The sequence below is a fragment of the Microcoleus sp. MON1_C5 genome (assembly GCF_036701875.1).
GTDB lineage: Bacteria > Cyanobacteriota > Cyanobacteriia > Cyanobacteriales > Microcoleaceae > Microcoleus.
In genome coordinates this window covers 45,156-65,355 of the sequence record NZ_JAUBRN010000019.1, presented here as the reverse complement: position 1 = coordinate 65,355, position 20,200 = coordinate 45,156, and the positions used below count along the sequence as shown (strand labels likewise).

Sequence of the window (20,200 nt, the reverse complement as noted above, 5' to 3'; positions counted from 1 at the left end):
TTTCCGGTGCTTTAGCTGCTATCCTTCCTGGATGCAGGCGGGATCAAAAACCCCGTTTGTAGGTTAACGTCGATCGCTCACAACGAATATTTTGCGTAGAAACCTGGCTTTTTTGAGTGCAGGATTGTTGTTGACTTCGGATATCAATCCTGTGAAAAGTTTGCCGGAAATGCGGAATATGCGACCTGGCTAGCGTAGTTTGTATTATCGCGCTCAGACAGCAATTCGCCAGTGCCGACCCAGTTCGATCGCACTCAAAAGCTCGATTTCACAAACAATTTGCCAGCGACTGTCTGGTTTCTACCCCAGCTTGTAGGGTAAACCCCACCAGTCAAGCAGAGCTCATCAATGCTTGAATTAAAATTAAAGAACCTTTAGTTCTAATTTAATTACAGTAGGTGCTAAAAATGCAAAACCATAATTATAACTCTCGCTCTAACTATCACCAAATCAATACTATGTCAACCAAAAATATGCCGGCTACAACTGTGCGTTCTCGCCGTTTTTATTTGCCGAAAAAACTTGCTTTTTTATCCCTCATTTTGCTCGGTTCCACCGCAACTGTTGGGTGCAACGCCATAACTTCTCAAGTTCCTGGAAGTTCTAACGCCATTCAAGCTGAACCTTCAACTACAGCGCCAATCTCAGCATTGCCCGCGAATATACTGCCCTCTCAAGACTCTAATTTTGTCACTAAAGTTGTGCAGGAAGTCGGCCCGGCGGTGGTGCGGATCAATTCTTCTCGCACGGTGACGAACCAAGTTCCAGATGAGATACCCGAGCAATTCCGGCGCTTCTTCGGTTCGGAATCTCCCATTCAACCGGGAAATCGAGTAGAACGGGGTTCTGGTTCGGGTTTTATTTTTGGTTCTGACGGTCGCATTTTGACTAACGCTCACGTCGTTGACCGCGCGGATACGGTGACGGTAAAACTGAAGGATGGCCGCGAATTTGTCGGCAAAGTTTTAGGCGTAGATACAGTTACTGATGTGGCTGTTGTTAAAATTGAAGCTACTAATTTGCCTGTGGTGAGTTTGGGCAAATCTGAAGAATTAGAGCCGGGAGAATGGGCGATCGCGATCGGCAATCCCCTCGGTTTGGACAATACTGTGACTGTGGGCATTATTAGCGCTACAGGCCGTTCTAGCGCCGATGTCGGTGTTCCTGACAAGCGCGTCAGCTTTATTCAAACCGACGCTGCGATCAATCCCGGCAATTCCGGCGGCCCGCTGCTGAACCAGCGCGGTCAAGTTATCGGCATGAATACGGCGATTATTCAAGGCGCTCAAGGATTGGGTTTTGCTATTCCGATCGATCGAGCACAACAAATTGCCGACCAATTAGTAACAGCAGGAAAAGCCGAACATCCTTATCTCGGCGTTCGGATGTTGAGCATTACTCCCGAAATCAAGAGAGAATTTAATCAAAATCCCAACACCAAATTGAGGCTGACTGAAGATAAAGGCGTGTTAGTTTTGGGAGTTGCGAAAGATTCTCCGGCGGCACAAGCTGGAGTTCGCCTTGCCGATGTCATCAAGAAAATCAACGGTACAGAAGTCAGCGATGCGGGCAGCGTACAACAAATTGTAGAAAAAAGTACAGTGGGCAGCGATCTGCAGCTTGAATTAAGCCGCGGCGGACAACCTGTCACTGTGGCCGTGAAAGCGGGTGCTTTTCCAGCAAACCAGCAGCGGTAGAATTGTTGATTGAAACTTATATCTTGCACCATTGTTAATAATCCTTTTATGAACAGCCAAGATGCCTGTTCCACAAGAAAATTTATCTCTTGTGGAACGGGCATCTTGCCCGTTCTTGAGAATGGTGCAAGAGGTGAGTTTTAACTCATATGTTGCACCATTCTCAATTAGCCTTTTATGAACAGGGAAGATGCCTGTTCCACAAGAAAATTTATCTTTTGTGGAACGGGGATCTTGCCCGTTCTTGACAATGGTGCAAGATTTAAGTTTTAACCGACTTGTGCTGTGAGACGGGGGTTTAAACCCCGGCGGGATGTGGGGGGTACTCGTTATAGTAAGTTACCATAACTTATATGTGTTATTAAGAGGTAGAAAAATGGCTAACATTAATCGTAGGCGGACTGAAAATATTAACGGTAATTTTTATGTAGACAGTACCTGCATTGACTGTGATACTTGTCGGTGGATGGCACCTGAAGTATTTACTCAAGAGGGAGAACAGTCTGCGGTTTACCACCAGCCAACTAACGAGATGGAAGAAAGGCGAGCACTCGCGGCTCTTTTGTCTTGTCCCACAAGTTCGATAGGCACTGTTGAAAAACCCAAAAGCATCAAAGAAGTTCAGAAAAATTTGCCCGCCCTCGTAGCAGAAAATGTTTACCACTGCGGCTACCATTCAGAGAAATCCTACGCCGCCGCCAGCTATTTAATAGTCCGCCCAGAAGGAAACATTTTGGTTGATTCTCCCCGTTTTGTGCCGCCGCTAGTCAAAAAAATAGAAGCAATGGGTGGCATTCGCTATCTGTACTTGACTCACCGCGACGATGTGGCAGATCATCAACAATACCACGATCATTTTGCGTGCGATCGCATCCTTCATGCTGACGAAATTAACGCAGGTACTCGCAGTGTAGAAATTCAATTGTCGGGCAGTGAACCGCATCAAATCGCAGATGATTTGTTGATTATACCTGTTCCCGGTCACACGAAAGGTCACACAGTTTTGCTTTACAATAACAAGTTTTTGTTCAGCGGCGATCATCTTGCTTGGTCGGAAAGTTTGCAGCAGCTAGTTGGGTTTCGCGAAGTCTGTTGGTATTCTTGGCCGGAACAAATCAAATCTATGGAGAATTTGGCTAATTATGGCTTTGAATGGGTGTTGCCGGGACACGGCCGCAGGTATTATGCTGAGCGAGAAACAATGCGCGAGCAAATGCAAAAGTGTATTGCTTGGATGGTCGATGCTTAATAGATACTCGGCGGTTGAAACCGCTACTACACACACAAAGTCCGCCTACGCGGACTAAGAATAAGAGGGATTTTGTATTACGCTTTGGGAATCGCAACCAAAGTCATAGAATTAGCCGGGTAAGTTGCCTGAAATCCAGTCTCACTGACACCTAAATCGCTCTGACGGACGATCGCCCCCAAATTCGCATCGCTATAACTGTAAACTTGAGCTTTTGCGGCTGGGTTAAATCCTTTCAAACTCAAGTTGCTGGTCAAATTTTGGCTGGTTTTATTAATAATTACCAGCGTCAGAGTACCATCACTGGTACGATCGGCTCCGTAGATTGACAAAAGTCCCTGATCTTTGCTAAGCGATCGCACCCAAGTATCGCCATACTTACCGCCTTTTCCGTCGTAATTCATGTACATTCGGAAAGCCTAAGCCCCCGGTTCCGATATACATTTAAATTTTATTGTTTGGGCGGGCTAGAAGCACCCCACAAGAGTATATGTGTAAGGTGCCCATTGCCCACCCGGAGAGACTTATTTAACCTTGACTGTAAGCCTCCATTGGCAAACAAGAACAGACAAAATTGCGATCGCCAAACGCATTATCTATCCGCCCCACCGCCGGCCAAAACTTATGTTCGCGAGTCCAAGGTGCCGGATAAGCCGCTTGCGCGCGAGTATAAGGACGATTCCACTCATCAACCATCAGAGATTCTGCGGTATGCGGCGCATTTTTCAAGACGTTATTTTGGGCGTCAACATTACCTTTTTCAATTTCCGCAATTTCAGCTCGAATTGCAATCATCGCATCGCAAAAACGGTCTAATTCCTGCTTCGATTCGCTTTCCGTCGGTTCCACCATTACCGTACCAGCAACTGGCCAAGAAACCGTCGGCGCGTGATAGCCGTAATCCATCAACCGTTTAGCAATATCTTCAACTTCAATAGCCGCAGATTTTTTGAGCGATCGCAAATCTAGAATACACTCGTGCGCCACTAAACCCGCTTTCCCTTTGTACAAAACCGGATAATAAGATTCTAAGCGTTTTGCGATGTAATTAGCATTAAGAATTGCTACTTTTGTTGCCTCAGTTAAACCCACTCCTCCCATCATCCGAATGTAGATCCAAGAAATAGGCAAAATGCTAGCACTTCCCCAAGGCGCTGCGGAAACAGCACCAACTGATGTTTGTTGACTGTTGACTGTTGACTGTTGACTGTTCGCTGTTGACTGTTGACTGTTAAGAATAGAATGACTGGGCAAAAATTCTACTAAATGAGACATTACCCCAATCGGCCCCATTCCCGGCCCGCCGCCGCCGTGAGGAATACAAAAAGTTTTGTGCAGATTCAAGTGACAAACATCAGCACCAAAATCACCGGGGCGGCACAAACCAACTTGAGCATTCATATTTGCGCCGTCCATATAAACTTGTCCGCCGCAGTTGTGGACAATCTCGCAAATCTCTTTAATTTCTTCCTCAAAAACGCCGTGCGTTGATGGATATGTCACCATCAAAGCCGCCAGTTCATTTTTGTGTTTTTCGGCTTTTTTATGTAAGTCAGTTACATCAATATTGCCCTGAGAATCGCACTCGACTGGAACTACTTTCATCCCCGCCATCACCGCGCTAGCCGGATTTGTACCGTGGGCTGACTGGGGAATCAAACAGATATTTCGGTGAGATTCGCCTTGGTGTTCGTGGTATTGACGAATAACTAACAAACCCGCGTATTCGCCTTGGGAACCAGCGTTTGGCTGCAAAGAAATTCCCGCAAAACCTGTGATTTCAGCCAGCCACTGTTCTAGTTGCACAAACATCATTTGATAGCCGCGAGTTTGATCGCGCGGTGCAAAGGGATGTATCTTGCCAAATTCCCCCCAAGTCACCGGCATCATCTCTGCTGTTGCATTCAATTTCATTGTGCAAGAACCCAATGGGATCATCGATGTGTTCAGCGATAAATCCTTGGCTTCTAAACGGTGCAAATAGCGCAAAAGTTCAGTTTCTGAATGATAGCTGTTGAAAACTGGATGGGCGAGATAGCTGCTGGTGCGATCGCAAAAATCTGGTAATGTCAAATATGAACTCAATGCCTCTGCATCCAGCGCAATGTTGAGAGAATTCTGCCCGTCAGCCCTGATATAATCCTTATCCTGAGCAAAAATTTTCCACAACTCTTGCACATCTTCAACGGTTACAGTTTCATCCAAACTAATTCCTACTGTCGAGTTATCGAAAACTCGGAGATTTATTTTCCGAACTTTAGCAGCTTCTAGAATTTCTGACAGCGGTTTGTCTCCCAATTCTACCCGCAAAGTATCGAAGAAATGTTGAGAACAAATTTTGTATCCGAAACTTCTTAAACCGGATGCCAAAAGTGCAGTTAAATTCCATACTTTCTCAGCAATGTCATTCAGTCCAGACGGGCCGTGATAAACAGCATACATACTAGCCATCACTGCCAGCAAAACTTGAGCAGTACAAATATTGCTGGTTGCTTTTTCGCGGCGGATGTGCTGTTCGCGAGTTTGCAAAGCCAAACGCAAAGCAGATTTGCCGTTAGCATCTTTAGAAACGCCGACGATTCTCCCCGGAACTTGCCGTTTAAACTCTTCTCGCGTGGCGAAATAGGCTGCGTGGGGCCCTCCGAATCCCATCGGCACTCCGAAGCGCTGAGTGCTTCCTACGGCTATATCCGCGCCGAATTCGCCGGGGGGTTTGAGCAAGCAAAGGCTCAAAATGTCGGCGGCAACTGTGACTAATGCGCCGACTTCGTGTGCCGATCGAATAAAATCGGTATAGTCGTAAATTGCGCCGTCTGTGGCGGGGTATTGCACGAGAGCGCCGAAGATTGTACGATCGAACTCAAAGCTGTGATGGTCGCCGACAATTACCTCAATTCCCAGCGGCTTAGCGCGAGTTTGCACAACTTCAATAGTTTGAGGGTGGCAATCTTGGGAAACAAAAAACGCTTTTGCCTTATTTTTGCTGGCGCCGTAACTCACCGCCATCGCTTCCGCCGCCGCTGTCCCTTCATCCAGCAAAGAAGCGTTGGCAATTTCCAAACCCGTGAGGTCAATTATCATGGTTTGGAAGTTCAGCAAAGCTTCCAATCGCCCTTGAGCAATTTCGGCTTGGTAGGGAGTGTAAGCTGTATACCAGCCGGGATTTTCTAGGATATTCCGCTGGATGACGGGGGGAGTTATGCAGTCGTGATATCCAGTGCCGATGTACGATCGAAATACCTGATTTTTTGCAGCAATTTCTTTCAATTCTGCCAAAGCGCTGTACTCGCTTTGCGCTGCAGGAAGTTGTAGGGGTGCAGAAATGCGAATCGCCGCAGGAACCGTTTTGTCAATCAAGTCATCGAGGCCCGAAAGGCCCAAAACCTCCAGCATTTGCTGGATTTCGCTGGGTGTCGGGCCAATGTGCCGGCCCGCAAAACCATCAATGGATGAAAGGTTTTGCTGCTGGTTGGGCTCAAGTTGAGGGCTGTAGAGTACCAAGGCGGATTCTCCTGAATTGACTTTTCTTCTTTGTTTGTAACATTTTGCTAAGAAAACAAGGAAGATTTTCTGCGTCTATCAAAGTCCGCCAGGGGTTGAAATCCCTGTCTCACAGCTAAAGTCGTCTTCAGACAACTTTAGATTAAGCTGCACTTATCGCAACTCCCCGCGCCACAGCTTAGTATTTCAGTCATCTTTAGACGACTTGTGCTAAAAGCCCCGTCGGTTTCAACCCCTAGCGGATGGTGCAGGAATCAAGGAACCCTAGCCCCAAATTCCAACTCAAAACCCAAAACTCATAACTACTCCCCTTCCACCATTTTGCGATACTCCGGGGCCGAGAAAGCCTCGTCTGCATCGCTGGTGTTGTCAACGCGCACTTTCAGCAGCCACCCAGCGCCATAGGGGTCTTCGGCCAAATTTTCGGGAGACTCTATAATGTCATCATTGCGTTCTACGACTGTACCGGTAACTGGTGCTTTCAAGTCTTCAACCGCTTTCACTGACTCGACTGTACCGAAAGCTTCGCCCTTTTCCAACCCTGCACCCACTTCGGGCAAATCTAGAAACACGATATCGCCGAGTTGGTCAACTGCAAAAGCACTAATGCCGATCGTGGCAATTTCGCCTTCGAGTCGTATGTATTCGTGAGTGTCTAGGTATTTCAGGTCATCGGGGTATGTTAGTGCCATGTCTTTTCTCACAATAAAAAAGTATTAGTTAAATCTTATTCAACTATGAGCCTTTAGTAATGACTAAGTGGAACAAAAAAAATATTAAACGCTTGCTTTTTGGAGAATTTTCTGTCAAACGACTGATGCGATCTATAATTTTTATTTACGCATTTCTGTGTTTTTACGGTTTCTTTTTTTCAGAACGACTAATTTTTCAACCTCCCCCATCTAGTCAGAGTGAGAGCAGGGAAGTTATCAAAGTTAGCTCAGCTAATGGCGTGAAAATTTCTACTGTTCATTTTCCTAACCCGCAAGCTAAATATACCATACTTTACAGTCACGGAAATGCGGAAGACTTGGACGGCATTTGGTGGCTACTCAGAGAGATTCGAGATAGCGGGTTTGCTGTGTTTGGCTATGATTATCAAGGTTACGGCACGAGTCAGGGAAAGCCTTCTGAGTATAATACTTATCGTGATATTGATGCTGCTTACAATTATTTAACGCAACAGTTGGGAGTACCTGCAAACCAAATTATTCTTTACGGCCGTTCTGTGGGCGGTGGGCCGGCAATTGATTTGGCTTCCCGGCAAAAAGTCGGCGGTTTGGTGGTTGAAAGTTCCTTTGTTTCGGCTTTTCGGGTGTTGACGCGGATTCCGATTTTACCCTTTGATAAGTTTGTAAATATTAATAAGATTGGCAAAGTTCGATCGCCTGTTTTGGTGATTCATGGTAAGGCTGATGAGGTGGTTCATTTTTGGCATGGAGAGCAGTTGTTTGCCACCGCCAACGAGCCGAAAGTTAATTTTTGGGTTGATGGGGCCGGTCATAATGATTTGATAGATGTGGCGGGCGAGCGCTATGCTGCAACTTTGCGAACATTTGCTAAGCTAGTAGATAAGTCTTCTTGACCAAGATGAGCAACGGGCTAGAAGCCCGTTCCACAACAACACATACACTTATACTTTATTGTGAACCGTTGCTATGAGCAACGCCCTTGAATTAAGGTTTACCTACTTAATTTAACTGGGGCGATTTGGCGATCGATAAAATGGTTTTTTTACCACACTAGCCGGATAGTTTTTCCCGCGAATTTCGACCTCTAATTGCTGACCGATTTTCGCTAATTTTGCCGGAACAACCGCGAGGCCTACTGCCCGATTCAAAGTAGGCGATAATGTACCGCTAGTAACCTCGCCTACTGTTTCGCCTTCAAATATTACCGGATAGCCGTGGCGCGCAATGTGCCGCCCCTGCATTTCTAGCCCTACCAACCTCTTTGATACTCCACTCGCTTTCTGCTGTTCCAAAACCTCGCGACCAATAAAATCGCCTTTGGTGTCGAGGTGAACTACCCAACCCAATCCAGCCTCTAAAGGCGTGATATTGTCGTCGATATCTTGACCGTAAAGAGCCATTGCTGCTTCTAAACGCAAGGTATCTCTGGCACCCAAACCGCAGGGTACAACGCCAGCCGCTACCAATTTTTGCCAAAGTTCTTTTCCTACTTCGGCATCCACCATGATTTCAAACCCATCTTCGCCGGTGTAACCAGTTCTGGCGATAAAACTTGGCTGTCCCAACAGATTTGTTTCTAAGTGACCGAAAGCCTTAATTGGTGCCAGGTTGTCTTCCACAAAAGGCTGGAGATAGTTAACAGCCTCTGGCCCTTGAATTGCAATTAAAACTTTATCTTCGGAGAGGTCTGTAAAACTGAGTTCGCTCAATTCTAAGTGAGTGGTGATCCATGCTTTGTCGGCGATGCGAGTGGCGGCGTTGACAATAATTACTGCACGTTCTTCGCTAGTGATAGGGTCTGGTTCTTGGCAGTAGAAAATAATGTCGTCTAAGATGCAGCCTTGGGCATTTAGCAAGACTGTATATTGAGCTTGGCCGGGTTGCAAGCGGCTCAAGTCTGAGGGTACTAAGGGTTGAAATTTTTCTATTACTTGTTTCCCTCTCAAACCAAATTTTCCCATGTGGGAAATGTCGAACATTCCTGCTTGCTGGCGTACTGCTTGGTGTTCGCTGCTGATGCCTGCGTACTGCACCGCCATCTCCCATCCGGAAAAGGGTACCATCCGGGCTTTGAGTTCTAATGATAGGTCGTACAGAGGCGTGCGGGCAAGTTGGCTCGGACTCTCTGGATTGCTGGATTCAGTTGACTTTGCCACAGGTAGCGCTTTGGTTGCGGGTAGACTGTTTTGATTTTACGGGAAAATTGGTTTTCGCGGTGTGTAGCGCGATCGAAATTAAGGGCGCGGCAATGCTGTTTAGGTACAAGTCGCGATCGAAATTAAGGACATGGCAGTGCCGTTTCCCTACGAGTAAGGACACGGCGATGAGGACACGGCAGTGCCGTTTCCCTACGAGTAAGGACACAGCAGGACCCTTTCCCTAATCTTCTTTATGGAGAATAGCGGGCTCGAACCGCTGACCCCTACAATGCCATTGTAGTGCTCTACCAACTGAGCTAATTCCCCTTTCTTTTCGCGCTCTCAATCATGCCTTAACTGACCAATATTTGTCAAGCTTTTTGGGCAAATTAGTTTTGAACCCTGGATTGGCAAGGCTTTCGGCTTTTTTTTCCAAAAATCTCATCGCTTCTAGACAATGGTCAATCCCTACTATGATTTAGTAAGTGTGTTGGGATATTTCCGTCAAATGGCTCAAACAAGACCCCATGAGGAAGTAGACGACTAGCAGGGCGGCGGCTGAAACCGCAACTAGGGTGCCGGCTAGCATTAGTGAAAATTCCCGTTGCGCGATCGCCTCCTGCATTAAGTGCAAAGACCAGGCAACGAGGGCAACGTCAATTATTAAAATAGAAACCAGCATAAGTTACGATTTGTAACAGCTTACCTATTGTAACAAAACTTTTCGCTCCGTGCAGATAAGCTCAGGCGTATTTAACTTTTGCTGTAAAACCCGAAGGGAGCAGCGGAAAGCTACTGAGAAAAAATTATAGCTTTTGGTGATAATTACAATATGCAAAGTAAATGAGAGCTAGCTCAGCTTTAGAGGTGGCGTTTTTGACTCTTGAGCGAGCGATTCCCTAGGGGATAGCCGCGTTTCACAGGCTTTTTTGAGGGGGTAGGGTGCGATCGACCTTTGAGTATAACTGATTTGATAGCAGAAGGTCTGAGCCGCTGTTGCACTTGGATGCTGTAAAATTAACTTTATTAACTTGCTTGAAAAGATGACAAATCGCTCTACTCGCGCCCTTTTTCACAGCAAAACACTCAACACTGCTTTGCGTGCTTTTAGCTTTCCGCAAGATATGGAAGTGCGCCACCAAAAATTGGGAACGTGGATTGCTACACTTAAAACTGGTACGTTAGACGAAGTTAAAGAAGTTTCGCTGCACGGCAGTTTTATTAATGATATTTTTCAGGATGTTTTGGGATATTGCTCGGTAATTCAAGGTGCGGGGAAAGCTTGGGAAATTAACGCCGAACAAACGATATCTGATGGCGGCGGTTCTGCTGATGGGGCGATCGGCTTTTTTACTGCTGCTGACAATCCTAAAGGTAAAGCCGTGTCCCTGCAAGGTAAAGTGATTGCTCCGATCGAACTCAAGGGAGCGAAAAATGATTTAGACCGTCCCGCATCCGGGCGAATCGAATCAGCAGTTGACCAAGGTTGGCGCTACGCTAATTATACACCAGATTGTCGCTGGATTATTGTCTCGAATTATCGAGAATTGCGACTTTATCATACCAATAAAACTCCCGCTTATTACGAACAATTTTTTCTGACTGACTTGGCGGATATTGAAGCTTTTAAGCGGTTTTACTTTCTGCTGTGTCGCCGCAATTTTTTGCCTCAAAACCAAGCTCAAACAGTTTCTGTTATTGACAGACTGTTAAAAGACTCTGACGAAGCTCAAGAAGAAATTACCAATAAATTATATCAAGAGTACAAAGCAATTCGACTCGCTCTCGTCAAGCATTTTCGCTTTTCTGGGCCGCCGGATATCCCCAACCGCGATCGCGTACTCATCGAAAAAGCTCAAAAAACTTTAGACCGCGTTTTATTCATTGCTTTTTGTGAAGATAAAGGGTTGCTGCCGCGAAACACCCTCAGCAACGCTCACGACCACAAAGACCAATACAATCCTAGATTAATTTGGGAAAATTATCAATCTGTATTTCGCTGGGTTGATGTGGGAAATGATGACCCTCCTGTACCGGGATACAACGGCGGCTTATTTAAATTCGATCCGGTTTTAGACGCACAATTGACAGTGCCAAATCCTTTATGCAGTCTGCTTAATAAGCTGACCAGATTTGATTTTGATACCGAAGTTTCCGTCGATATTTTGGGGCATATTTTTGAGCAGTCTGTTACAGATTTGGAAGAATTAAATGCTGAAACTACCGGACAGGAATACAATCCTAAAAAAGGCAAGCGGAAAACTCAAGGTGTGTTTTACACGCCAGCTTATATTACTCAATATATTGTCGAGGTTTCTCTCGGCGGCTATTTGCATCGGCGAGAGCAAGAGTTGCGCGATTTCTTCCTAATGGGCGAAGTTGCTGAAGAGTCGGTTCAGCCACCAAAGAAAACTGCAATTAAGTTTTGGAAAGCGTATCGAGACGAAGTGTTGCAAAAAACGCGCGTCATCGATCCGGCGTGCGGTTCTGGTGCTTTTTTGATTGCGGCTTTTGATTATTTAATGCAGCAGTATGAAAGAGGCGATCGAGAATTGAATGCTTTGGGGTATAAGCCAAAAAACGGCAACTCGCTGGAATTTGACAGAAGCATTTTAAGCAACAACCTGTACGGCGTAGATTTGCTGCCGGAATCGGCGGAAATTACCAAGCTTTCGCTGTGGTTGAAGACGGCGGAACCGGGTAAAACGCTGACTTATTTGGATGATAATATTAAAGCGGGAAACTCGATCGTCGCTGACAGTAATGTAGCAGATACAGCGTTTGATTGGAAAGCTGAATTTCCCCAGATTTTTGCTGATGGCGGTTTTGATGTAGTCATTGGCAATCCGCCTTACGTGCGACAGGAATTGCTATCTCCAATTAAACCATACTTGCAAGCCAATTATGAATCATATAACGGCGTAGCAGACCTTTATACTTACTTTTATGAACTCGGGTTAAAGATTCTCAAACCGGGGGGAGTGCTTTCGTATATTGTTACAAATAAATGGCTGAGGTCGGGATATGGCGAACCTCTACGCAAGTTCTTTGTCAGTCAAGGTTTACTCGATCAAATTGTTGATTTCGGACACGCCTCAATTTTTGAGGATGCTGATACTTTTCCCTGTATTGTCGCAGTAAGAAAACCTAACACTTCTCTATATATCTCTGAAACTGAAAGCGAGATTGAGCAAGGTAAATCTGAACCTAATTCGCCTGTGATTGTTTGTCCGGTTCCGCGCGAGGAACTTGCTAATATCAACCTTACACAATACGTTCAACAACACGGCTATCAAATTTCGCGATCGCGTTTCACTGCGAGTGCTTGGAGTCTGGAACCTCCTGCTGTTGATGAGTTGATGCAGAAAATAAAACAAGTGGGTGTTCCGCTCAAAGATTTTGCAGGGGTTAAGCCTTTATATGGCATAAAAACAGGATTTAACGAAGCTTTTTTGATTGATGAAGCTACTAAAAATAGTCTGGTTCAAGCAGACCATAAATCCGCTGAAATCATCAAGCCATTATTGCGAGGTCAGGATCTAAAACGCTGGTATCCTCAATGGGATGAAGTTTGGATAATCTTCGCTCATAGAGATATTGAGATAGAAAACTATCCTATAATAAAATCTCATCTGGAAAAATATAGAACTAAGTTAGAAGCAAGAGCAGGCAAACAATTATGGTGGCAGTGGCAAGCATCGCCCTCTTTTTGTAACCTATTTCAACAGCCTAAACTGAGCTATCAGGAAATTCAATTTCATCCAGCATATAGTTATGATAATCGGGGTTATTTGACAAACAATAAATGTTTCATTATTCCGACTTCGGAATTGTATATTTTGGGAGTGCTTAATTCAGCACTTATGTGGTGGCACAATTGGCGGTATTTACCGCACATGAAAGATGAAGCACTGACTCCGGTTGGCGAATTGATGGAAAAGCTTCCGATCGCACCACCAACTGACTCAATTCGTGCCGAAGTAGAACCAATTGTCAGCCGTTTAATTGAAATCGCCAAAACTAATCAAGAAACTCACCGAGATGTCTTGCAATGGCTAGAAATCACTTATTTAATTGATAAACTCGGAGAAAAACTCGAAGATTTTTCTGCCCTTTCCTTTGCAGAGTTCGTAGCAGAAATCAGAAAGCGAATGCCGAAAACTAAATCCTCCGATCCTCTCGGCGTGGCTGGACTAAAAGCAGTCCGCGAAACTTATAATGAATATGCACCGGCCATTCAATCTCGCAAAGCTGAGGCGTTGAGACTCGAACACCGTTTATCTGACTTAGTTAATCAAGCTTACGGATTGACACCGGAAGAAATAGATTTGATGTGGAAAACAGCACCTCCGCGAATGCCGATCGCCCGACCGATTTGAGCTAATATTAAAGCAGCATCACTGAGAATGAGTTTATTATAAAAGGCGCTCTAATTTTTTGTACACTTCATCATCGTTACGCTTGCCAACTAGAATAACTTCTACCAAATCTTCATCTGGATTAAAGTTGTAAACAATCCGATACTCGCCACTATCTACCCGATAATAACCCGGATATCCTATTAATTGCTTGCTATCATTAGGTAAAGGCTCGACATTCAGCGCTAAGACTTTTTTAGCAATTTGAGCCGCTATTTTAGGTTGCAAACCCTTGAGAAAGTCGAGAACTGTTTGTAAACCATCAAGTTTCGCCATTTGCCAGTTGTTTTAGTGTTTCTAGAAAGGTTTGAGCACCCACCATTTGAGACTGACTCAGGGCGGATTTTGCTGCTTTGCCTAAAAGCATATCTTCTAATTCCATCAGTCGCTCTATCAAGCGCTGATAGGCATCAGCGGACATAATTACGTGACTGGGCTGCGATTTATCAGTGAGTAAAACTGGCTCGACAGCAGCTTGGTTAAAGACTGTTCCCTGTGGGTTGCAGGCTTCTGCGAGGGTGTAACTTTGCATAAGAGATGTTATGAGTGTGGGTTATGTGTATGTTAGACAAAACCGGCAGGAATTGGGAGGTCGATCGATCGCCAATGTGACGTTTAGCCAACAGCAAACCTAGCCAACTGCAGAACCTCGTCATCAGGAATTCCTTCAGTCCTGGATGCACTATAAGCCTAAAAACAAAAAGGTTGCAATTACTCGGCGCTACGCTCGTAATGACAGAAACACGTTGTTTTTGCGTACCGGACTATATCATATCAAAAAAATGTGTTTGTGGGGGAAGATTTGTTAGACTGGGATTGTTAGCTAGCGAGTCGATAGACCATATTGTACGCGAGGTGAATCATTATGCTCCAAGCATTTGAAGGAATTTACAGAAATGGAGTCATCGAACTGTTAGAATTTCCTGAAAACATTTATGAAAGTCGCGTGGTGATTACTTTTTTGGCTGCGCCATCCATTCCTCGAACCCCTAAATTTATCCAGTTTGGAATGTTTGCAGGTTCTCATCAATCCACCGAAGCTGATTTCGAGATTGCCGAATTTCAAGGGGATGCTGACGATGAATTAGATTGGTCATAGCTGCCGATGAAATATGTCATTGATACCCACGCGCTGATTTGGTTTCTCGAAGGAAATCAAAGATTGGGGACTCAAGTCCAAGCCATTCTCTCCAATTTGGACAGTCAGCTTGTTCTACCTGCGATCGCCTTGGCTGAAGCTGCATGGATTGTAGAACGAGGAAAAACATCAATTCCATCTGTTAATGCGTTGTTCAATGCGATTAATAGCGATTCTAGAATCGCAGTTTATCCACTCGATCGAACTATCATCAATCAAACGCTCAGCTTATTGAGCATCCATGAAATGCACGATCGTCAAATTGTAGCAACTGCAATGATTTTGCAAAATCAAGGTGAAACTGTTGCGCTGTTGACGTGCGATGGAAATATTACGGCTTCCGGTGTAATTTCTGTTATCTGGTGATTAATAAAACAACGGTTAAAAGAGGAAAGCCAATGTTTAGGAATTATTAAACCGCAGAGAGCGCGGAGAGCGCGGAGAGCGCAGAGGAAGAGAAGAGAGAGATGAAGAATTTCGATATCAACGGATTTGATATGAAGATTGAAAAAGGGGCAACTCGCGTCGCCCCTCATCTATTTAACCAACTGCAAAATTACACTTCCACAGCAATCTTTTGTTCCGAAGCCTCGGGCGAATTCGCTTCACTTGGCGGCACAACTTGCCAGAACTTAGGCAAATATTCCGACCAATTTGCTAAAATCTTCTCAGCTTTCTTGCTACCCGTTCGATCGCACTGAGCCTCAATCAACTCCTTCAATTGCGCCTCCCCAGCCGCCGTACAAACCCGCTGCATCTTCACAATCTCCCCGTTGACATGAGCCGGGAAAGTCCCATCTTCATCGAGGAAATAAGCCAAGCCGCCAGTCATTCCAGCGCCGACGTTGCGGCCGACTTTTCCTAACACGACAATCACGCCGCCAGTCATGTACTCGCAGCAGTGATCGCCCGCACCTTCAATGACTGCTTTCGCCATCGAGTTACGCACCGCAAACCGTTCGCCAGCTTTACCCGCAGCCAACAGAGTTCCCCCCGTCGCACCGTACAAACAAGTGTTACCGACGATCGCATTTTCGGAAGCATCATAAGTCGCACCAGCCGGGGGTGCGATCGCGATTTCGCCACCGTGCATCCCTTTACCAACGTAGTCATTGGCTTGGCCTGACAGTACCAGCGTCATCCCCGGCAAATTGAACGCGCCGAAGCTTTGGCCTGCGCTACCAGTGAAGTTGAGGGTGATGTGACCGCTAAAGCCGGTGTTGCCGTGTTGCTGTGCGATCGCACCTGCTAAACGTGCGCCTACAGTGCGATCGGTATTCACCAATTTTACATTCTTGCTAACAGTGCCGTGATTGGCGATCGCACTTTGAATCTCAGCATCCGCCAGCAAATCATCGTCTAACACTGGCCCGTTGGTGTGTACGTCGCCGTGGATCAAGAAAGATCGATCGCTCTTAGTATCCGGTAACTTGGTCAAACAATCCAAATTAATCGCTTGAGTTTTAGTTAGTTGCACCCCATCGCGCATTTTCAGCAAATCCGCGCGGCCGATGATATCTGCGATCGACTTATAACCCAATTTCGCCAGCAAACTCCGCACTTCTTGCGCTACGAAATAGAAGAAATTAACAACGTGTTCCGGTGTACCGGGGAACCGTTTCCGCAAGTGTTCTTGTTGAGTTGTCACCCCTACCGGACAACTATTCATGTGGCAAACGCGAGCCATAATGCAGCCTTCTGCAATCATTGCCACCGTGCCGAAACCGTACTCTTCGCCGCCCATCAAAGCGCCTACAATCACGTCCCAGCCGCTTTTAAAGCCACCGTCAACGCGCAGCAAAACTCGATCGCGCAATTTATTTTCCATCAACACCCGGTGAACTTCTGTCAAACCGAGTTCCCACGGAGAACCTGCGTGCTTAATCGAACTCAGTGGCGAAGCACCAGTGCCGCCATCGTGGCCGGAAATTTGAATCACATCAGCATTTGCCTTGGCGACACCAGCGGCTACAGTCCCGATGCCGACTTCCGACACCAACTTCACCGAAACTCCTGCTTTCGGATTGATTTGGTGCAAGTCAAAAATCAACTGCGCCAAATCCTCGATCGAATAAATGTCGTGGTGAGGAGGAGGCGAAATCAGCGTGACACCCGGTTTCGATCGGCGCAAATAAGCAATGTACTCGCTCACTTTCGCCCCTGGCAATTGACCGCCTTCACCCGGTTTCGCACCTTGTGCGATCTTAATTTCGATTTGTTCGGCGTTCATCAGATACTCGGGAGTCACCCCGAAGCGTCCCGAAGCTACTTGTTTGATGGAAGAAGAAGCTGTATCGCCGTTCTGCAAACCTTTTAAGTGAGGTAGCGTTTGTGAGAAACCCGCTTCGCTCACATCGTTTAGCACTTTGTAGCGCACCGGGTCTTCGCCGCCCTCGCCGGAGTTGGATTTGCCGCCGATACGGTTCATGGCAATCGCTAGCGTTTCGTGGGCTTCCGGGGACAAAGCGCCCAGAGACATCCCGCCCGTGGCGAAGCGTTTGACAATATCTGCTACAGATTCTACTTCTTCGATTGCAATGGGAGGGCGATCGCTCGCAAAATCCAGCAAATCCCGCAAAGCCGTTACCGGGCGATTTTCGAGCTGTTGCTTGTAAACCTCGTAGTGATCGTAGGCACTTTCACCATTTTTGTCACCAATTGGTGTCATTTTTGGTTCGGCCCCGTTGCCATTACTGTTAGTTTGAGCCTTAAAAGTAGTCACGGCTTTGTGCAAAGCCTTGGCCATTTCCGGGCTGTTCATGTGATATTCGCCGCCCCGGCGGTACTGCACGAAGCCGAAATTTTCCAGCTTTTTGAGAACCAATTCTGGGAAAGCCTGACTGTGGAAAGACATTACCTCGTTAGCCAGTTCCGCGACACTCAAACCGCCGATCCGAGAAACCGTGCCTTTGAAGCCCAAATCGAGCAAATCGCCGCCAATGCCGATCGCCTCAAAGATTTGCGCCCCCTGATAGCTAGACAGCAGCGAAATCCCCATTTTCGACATAATCTTCAGCAAGCCGTTTTCCACCGCTGTGCGGTATCTAGCTTGAGCCTGCGTCACGGTAATATTGGGAACTTTGCCGTGCTGCATCAAGTTTTGAGTCTTGGCATCAGACCACCAGGCGCGCACGCTTTCCAAAGCCAAGTAAGGACAAACAGCCACCGCCCCGTAACCAATCAAACAAGCGAAGTGGTGAGTGCTCCAACATTGGGCGGTATCCACAACCAGCGAAGTTTGCATCCGCAGGCCGACCCTAATTAAGTGGTGGTGAACCGCGCCAACTGCCAGGAAGGGCGGAATATAAGTGCATTCTGCACTCAATCCAGCAGCAGATTCGCCTTCTTGCTTCGAGACTCGATCGCTCAAAACCAGAATTCTCGAACCCTCGCGCACCGCTTGAGCCGCGTTTTGACAAAGTTGCTCGACTGCGGTTTTCAAACCTCCAGGCCCGGCAGCAATTTTGTAAAGCGTTGACAATTCGGTAGCTAGGAAAGACTTTTGGTCTTTCAAGACAGACAGTTCAGCGTCGTTGAGTACGGGGGAATCAATTTTCAGGCGCTTGGCATTTTCTGGTACTGCTTGCAGTAAATTGCCCCGCAGGCCCACATTCATCGTCAGCGACATCACCATCCCCTCGCGCAGGGGGTCGATCGGCGGATTTGTCACTTGAGCGAACCGCTGTTTGAAATAGTTGTACAGCAACTGAGGCTTTTCTGACAACACAGCTAAGGGAACGTCGTCGCCCATGCAGAAAGTCGGTTCTTTCCCAGAACTCGCCATCTCGACGATCACCATGTCCAAATCTTCGGCTGTATAACCGAAAGCAGTTTGGGTTGCTAACAGCGTTTGCGAGTCGAGGGTTGCTGTTTCGGCAAAAGGCTGCGGTTCCAAGGTTTCGCGGTTTTGTTGCAGCCATTCGCCGTAGGGATGCCGCTTAGCAATTCGCTGTTTGAGTTGCCAATTTTTGAGAATTTCTTGAGTTTGCAGGTCAACTGCAATCATTTGTCCTGGCCCCAAACGGCCTTTTTCGACAATATCTGCTTCGGGAATATCGACAACTCCGGCTTCGGAAGCCACAATTACCAAACCGTCTTTAGTAATGCAGTAGCGGGCCGGCCGCAAACCGTTGCGATCGAGCGTAGCACCTACTTGTTTGCCGTCGCTGAACACCAGCAGTGCGGGGCCGTCCCAAGGTTCTTGAATGCCGCTGTAATATTCGTAAAAATCGACAATTTCTGGATAGTCAGCCAAATCCGGCTGATTTTTGTAGGCTTCGGGCACCAGAATTGTCAGGGATTCTAGGGGGGTGCGGCCGGAGTGCACCAACAATTCCATCACGTTGTCCAAGTTTGCCGAATCGCTGCTTTCGGGATTGACAATTGGGTTGAACGTGTCGATATCAGCTTGACTCCAATTCGGGTGAGCTAAATTCGCTTGCCGCGCCTTCATCCAGGTAATATTGCCCAACAGCGTGTTAATTTCTCCGTTGTGTCCCAGCAAGCGCATCGGCTGGGCTAAGCGCCAGCGGGGCAGGGTGTTGGTGCTGAAGCGCCGGTGATAGACGGCAAAGGAGCTTTTATAAGCGGGATTTTTCAGGTCTGGGTAAAATTCTGCCAGTACGGCCGATCGCACCATGCCTTTATAGACGATCGTGCGGCAGGAGAAAGAGCAAGTATAAAAGTCTTCGCGGGTGAAGTTGGGGCGATTTGACAGCGCGTGTCCGATCGTGCGGCGCGCCAGAAATAGATGTCTGTCGAGTTCGTCTCCGGCTAATTGCGGTGAACTGACAATTACTTGTTCGATTTGAGGTTGATTTTCTAGCGCTTGCTCGCCCAAAACCGACGGTACAATGGGAACTTTGCGCCATCCCACAAGTGTCAGCCCGCGATCGGTCAGAACTTGCTCAACCACCTGCCGCGCTATAGTCGCTTGAAATTTATCTTGAGACAAAAACAGCATTCCCACGCCGCAGTTTTCCCGTGCGGGAGGCACAATTCCCTGTTCGGCAAACCAAGCATCCAGCAATTCCCAAGGAATCGCGGTCATTAAACCCGCACCGTCGCCGGAATCTTGGTCGGCGCTGCAACCGCCGCGATGTTCCAGACAAGTTAAAGCTGGCAGCGCTTTCTCAATAATCGAGTGCGTAGCTTCCCCGCTTTGGTTGGCAATAAACCCCACACCGCAGGCATCTCTTTCTTCCACTAACCAGCTTTGGCCGGCATAGGGAGTTCCTCGCTCAGTCTGATGCACGTTTCTGTTTCTGTTTGGATCGATCGTGTTACCCATGTTGATTGAATGTTATTTCCGTGATTGTGTGGTGGATGCGTTTTTAGAGCTCGGAGAGAGAAGGCTGCCGAGCGGTG

14 protein-coding genes and 1 tRNA gene are annotated in these 20,200 nt (G+C 46.8%); 6 read left to right on the top strand and 9 right to left on the bottom strand.

Annotated elements, in window-relative coordinates:
* Positions 1-458: 458 nt before the first annotated feature.
* Together QUA71_RS11905 and QUA71_RS11900 are read left to right on the top strand one after the other, a co-directional pair.
* On the top strand, positions 459-1,697 hold the full coding sequence (locus QUA71_RS11905; RefSeq protein WP_445243775.1) for an HhoA/HhoB/HtrA family serine endopeptidase: 1,239 nt from the start codon (positions 459-461) through the stop codon (positions 1,695-1,697).
* 376 nt (positions 1,698-2,073) lie between these two features.
* Complete coding sequence (locus tag QUA71_RS11900) at positions 2,074-2,946, top strand: MBL fold metallo-hydrolase (protein ID WP_333285110.1); 873 nt, start codon at positions 2,074-2,076, stop codon at positions 2,944-2,946.
* A 77-nt stretch (positions 2,947-3,023) separates the two neighbouring features.
* On the opposite strand, the gene QUA71_RS11895 is transcribed toward QUA71_RS11900, so the two are convergent.
* The 3 genes from QUA71_RS11895 to gcvH all read right to left on the bottom strand — a co-directional run bounded on the left by QUA71_RS11895 (position 3,024) and on the right by gcvH (position 7,139).
* Positions 3,024-3,350, bottom strand: coding sequence for a hypothetical protein (locus QUA71_RS11895; protein ID WP_333285108.1), 327 nt, complete (start codon positions 3,348-3,350; stop codon positions 3,024-3,026).
* 124 nt (positions 3,351-3,474) lie between these two features.
* The gene (gene gcvP, locus QUA71_RS11890) at positions 3,475-6,447 is read right to left on the bottom strand and encodes an aminomethyl-transferring glycine dehydrogenase (RefSeq protein ID WP_333285107.1); all 2,973 of its coding nucleotides are present in this window, start codon (positions 6,445-6,447) and stop codon (positions 3,475-3,477) included.
* Between the two features lie 302 nt (positions 6,448-6,749).
* On the bottom strand, positions 6,750-7,139 hold the full coding sequence (gene gcvH, locus QUA71_RS11885; RefSeq protein ID WP_333285105.1) for a glycine cleavage system protein GcvH: 390 nt from the start codon (positions 7,137-7,139) through the stop codon (positions 6,750-6,752).
* Positions 7,140-7,198: 59 nt separating this feature from the next.
* Between gcvH and QUA71_RS11880 the strand changes: the two genes are divergently transcribed.
* A complete protein-coding gene (locus tag QUA71_RS11880) occupies positions 7,199-8,032 on the top strand; it encodes an alpha/beta hydrolase (protein ID WP_333285103.1) in 834 nt (277 codons plus the stop codon).
* Positions 8,033-8,143: 111 nt separating this feature from the next.
* Here QUA71_RS11880 and gcvT read toward each other — a convergent pair whose 3' ends face one another.
* The 3 genes from gcvT to QUA71_RS11865 form a co-directional block, all read right to left on the bottom strand.
* Positions 8,144-9,295, bottom strand: a complete 1,152-nt coding sequence (gene gcvT, locus QUA71_RS11875; protein WP_333285101.1) for a glycine cleavage system aminomethyltransferase GcvT — start codon at positions 9,293-9,295, stop codon at positions 8,144-8,146.
* A 236-nt stretch (positions 9,296-9,531) separates the two neighbouring features.
* Positions 9,532-9,604 (bottom strand) — tRNA-Ala (locus QUA71_RS11870).
* A 151-nt stretch (positions 9,605-9,755) separates the two neighbouring features.
* Entirely contained in the window at positions 9,756-9,959 is a 204-nt protein-coding gene (locus tag QUA71_RS11865; RefSeq protein ID WP_190659577.1) for a hypothetical protein, read from the bottom strand.
* 361 nt (positions 9,960-10,320) lie between these two features.
* Here QUA71_RS11865 and QUA71_RS11860 point away from each other — a divergent pair, with 361 nt between their 5' ends.
* Positions 10,321-13,656, top strand: a complete 3,336-nt coding sequence (locus QUA71_RS11860) for an Eco57I restriction-modification methylase domain-containing protein (protein ID WP_333285099.1) — start codon at positions 10,321-10,323, stop codon at positions 13,654-13,656.
* A 36-nt stretch (positions 13,657-13,692) separates the two neighbouring features.
* On the opposite strand, the gene QUA71_RS11855 is transcribed toward QUA71_RS11860, so the two are convergent.
* Complete coding sequence (locus QUA71_RS11855; protein WP_006631614.1) at positions 13,693-13,971, bottom strand: type II toxin-antitoxin system RelE family toxin; 279 nt, start codon at positions 13,969-13,971, stop codon at positions 13,693-13,695.
* A complete protein-coding gene (locus QUA71_RS11850; RefSeq protein ID WP_333285097.1) occupies positions 13,958-14,227 on the bottom strand; it encodes a type II toxin-antitoxin system Phd/YefM family antitoxin in 270 nt (89 codons plus the stop codon). Before QUA71_RS11850 ends, QUA71_RS11855 begins: the two co-directional genes overlap by 14 nt.
* 333 nt (positions 14,228-14,560) lie before the next feature.
* Here QUA71_RS11850 and QUA71_RS11845 point away from each other — a divergent pair, with 333 nt between their 5' ends.
* Positions 14,561-14,794 carry a hypothetical protein gene (locus tag QUA71_RS11845; RefSeq protein WP_333285095.1) on the top strand — a complete coding sequence of 78 codons (234 nt, stop codon included), beginning with the start codon at positions 14,561-14,563 and terminating at the stop codon, positions 14,792-14,794.
* A 6-nt stretch (positions 14,795-14,800) separates the two neighbouring features.
* Entirely contained in the window at positions 14,801-15,199 is a 399-nt protein-coding gene (locus QUA71_RS11840; protein ID WP_333285094.1) for a PIN domain-containing protein, read from the top strand.
* A 190-nt stretch (positions 15,200-15,389) separates the two neighbouring features.
* Here QUA71_RS11840 and QUA71_RS11835 read toward each other — a convergent pair whose 3' ends face one another.
* A complete protein-coding gene (locus QUA71_RS11835) occupies positions 15,390-20,123 on the bottom strand; it encodes a glutamate synthase-related protein (RefSeq protein ID WP_333285092.1) in 4,734 nt (1,577 codons plus the stop codon).
* Positions 20,124-20,200 lie beyond the last annotated feature (77 nt).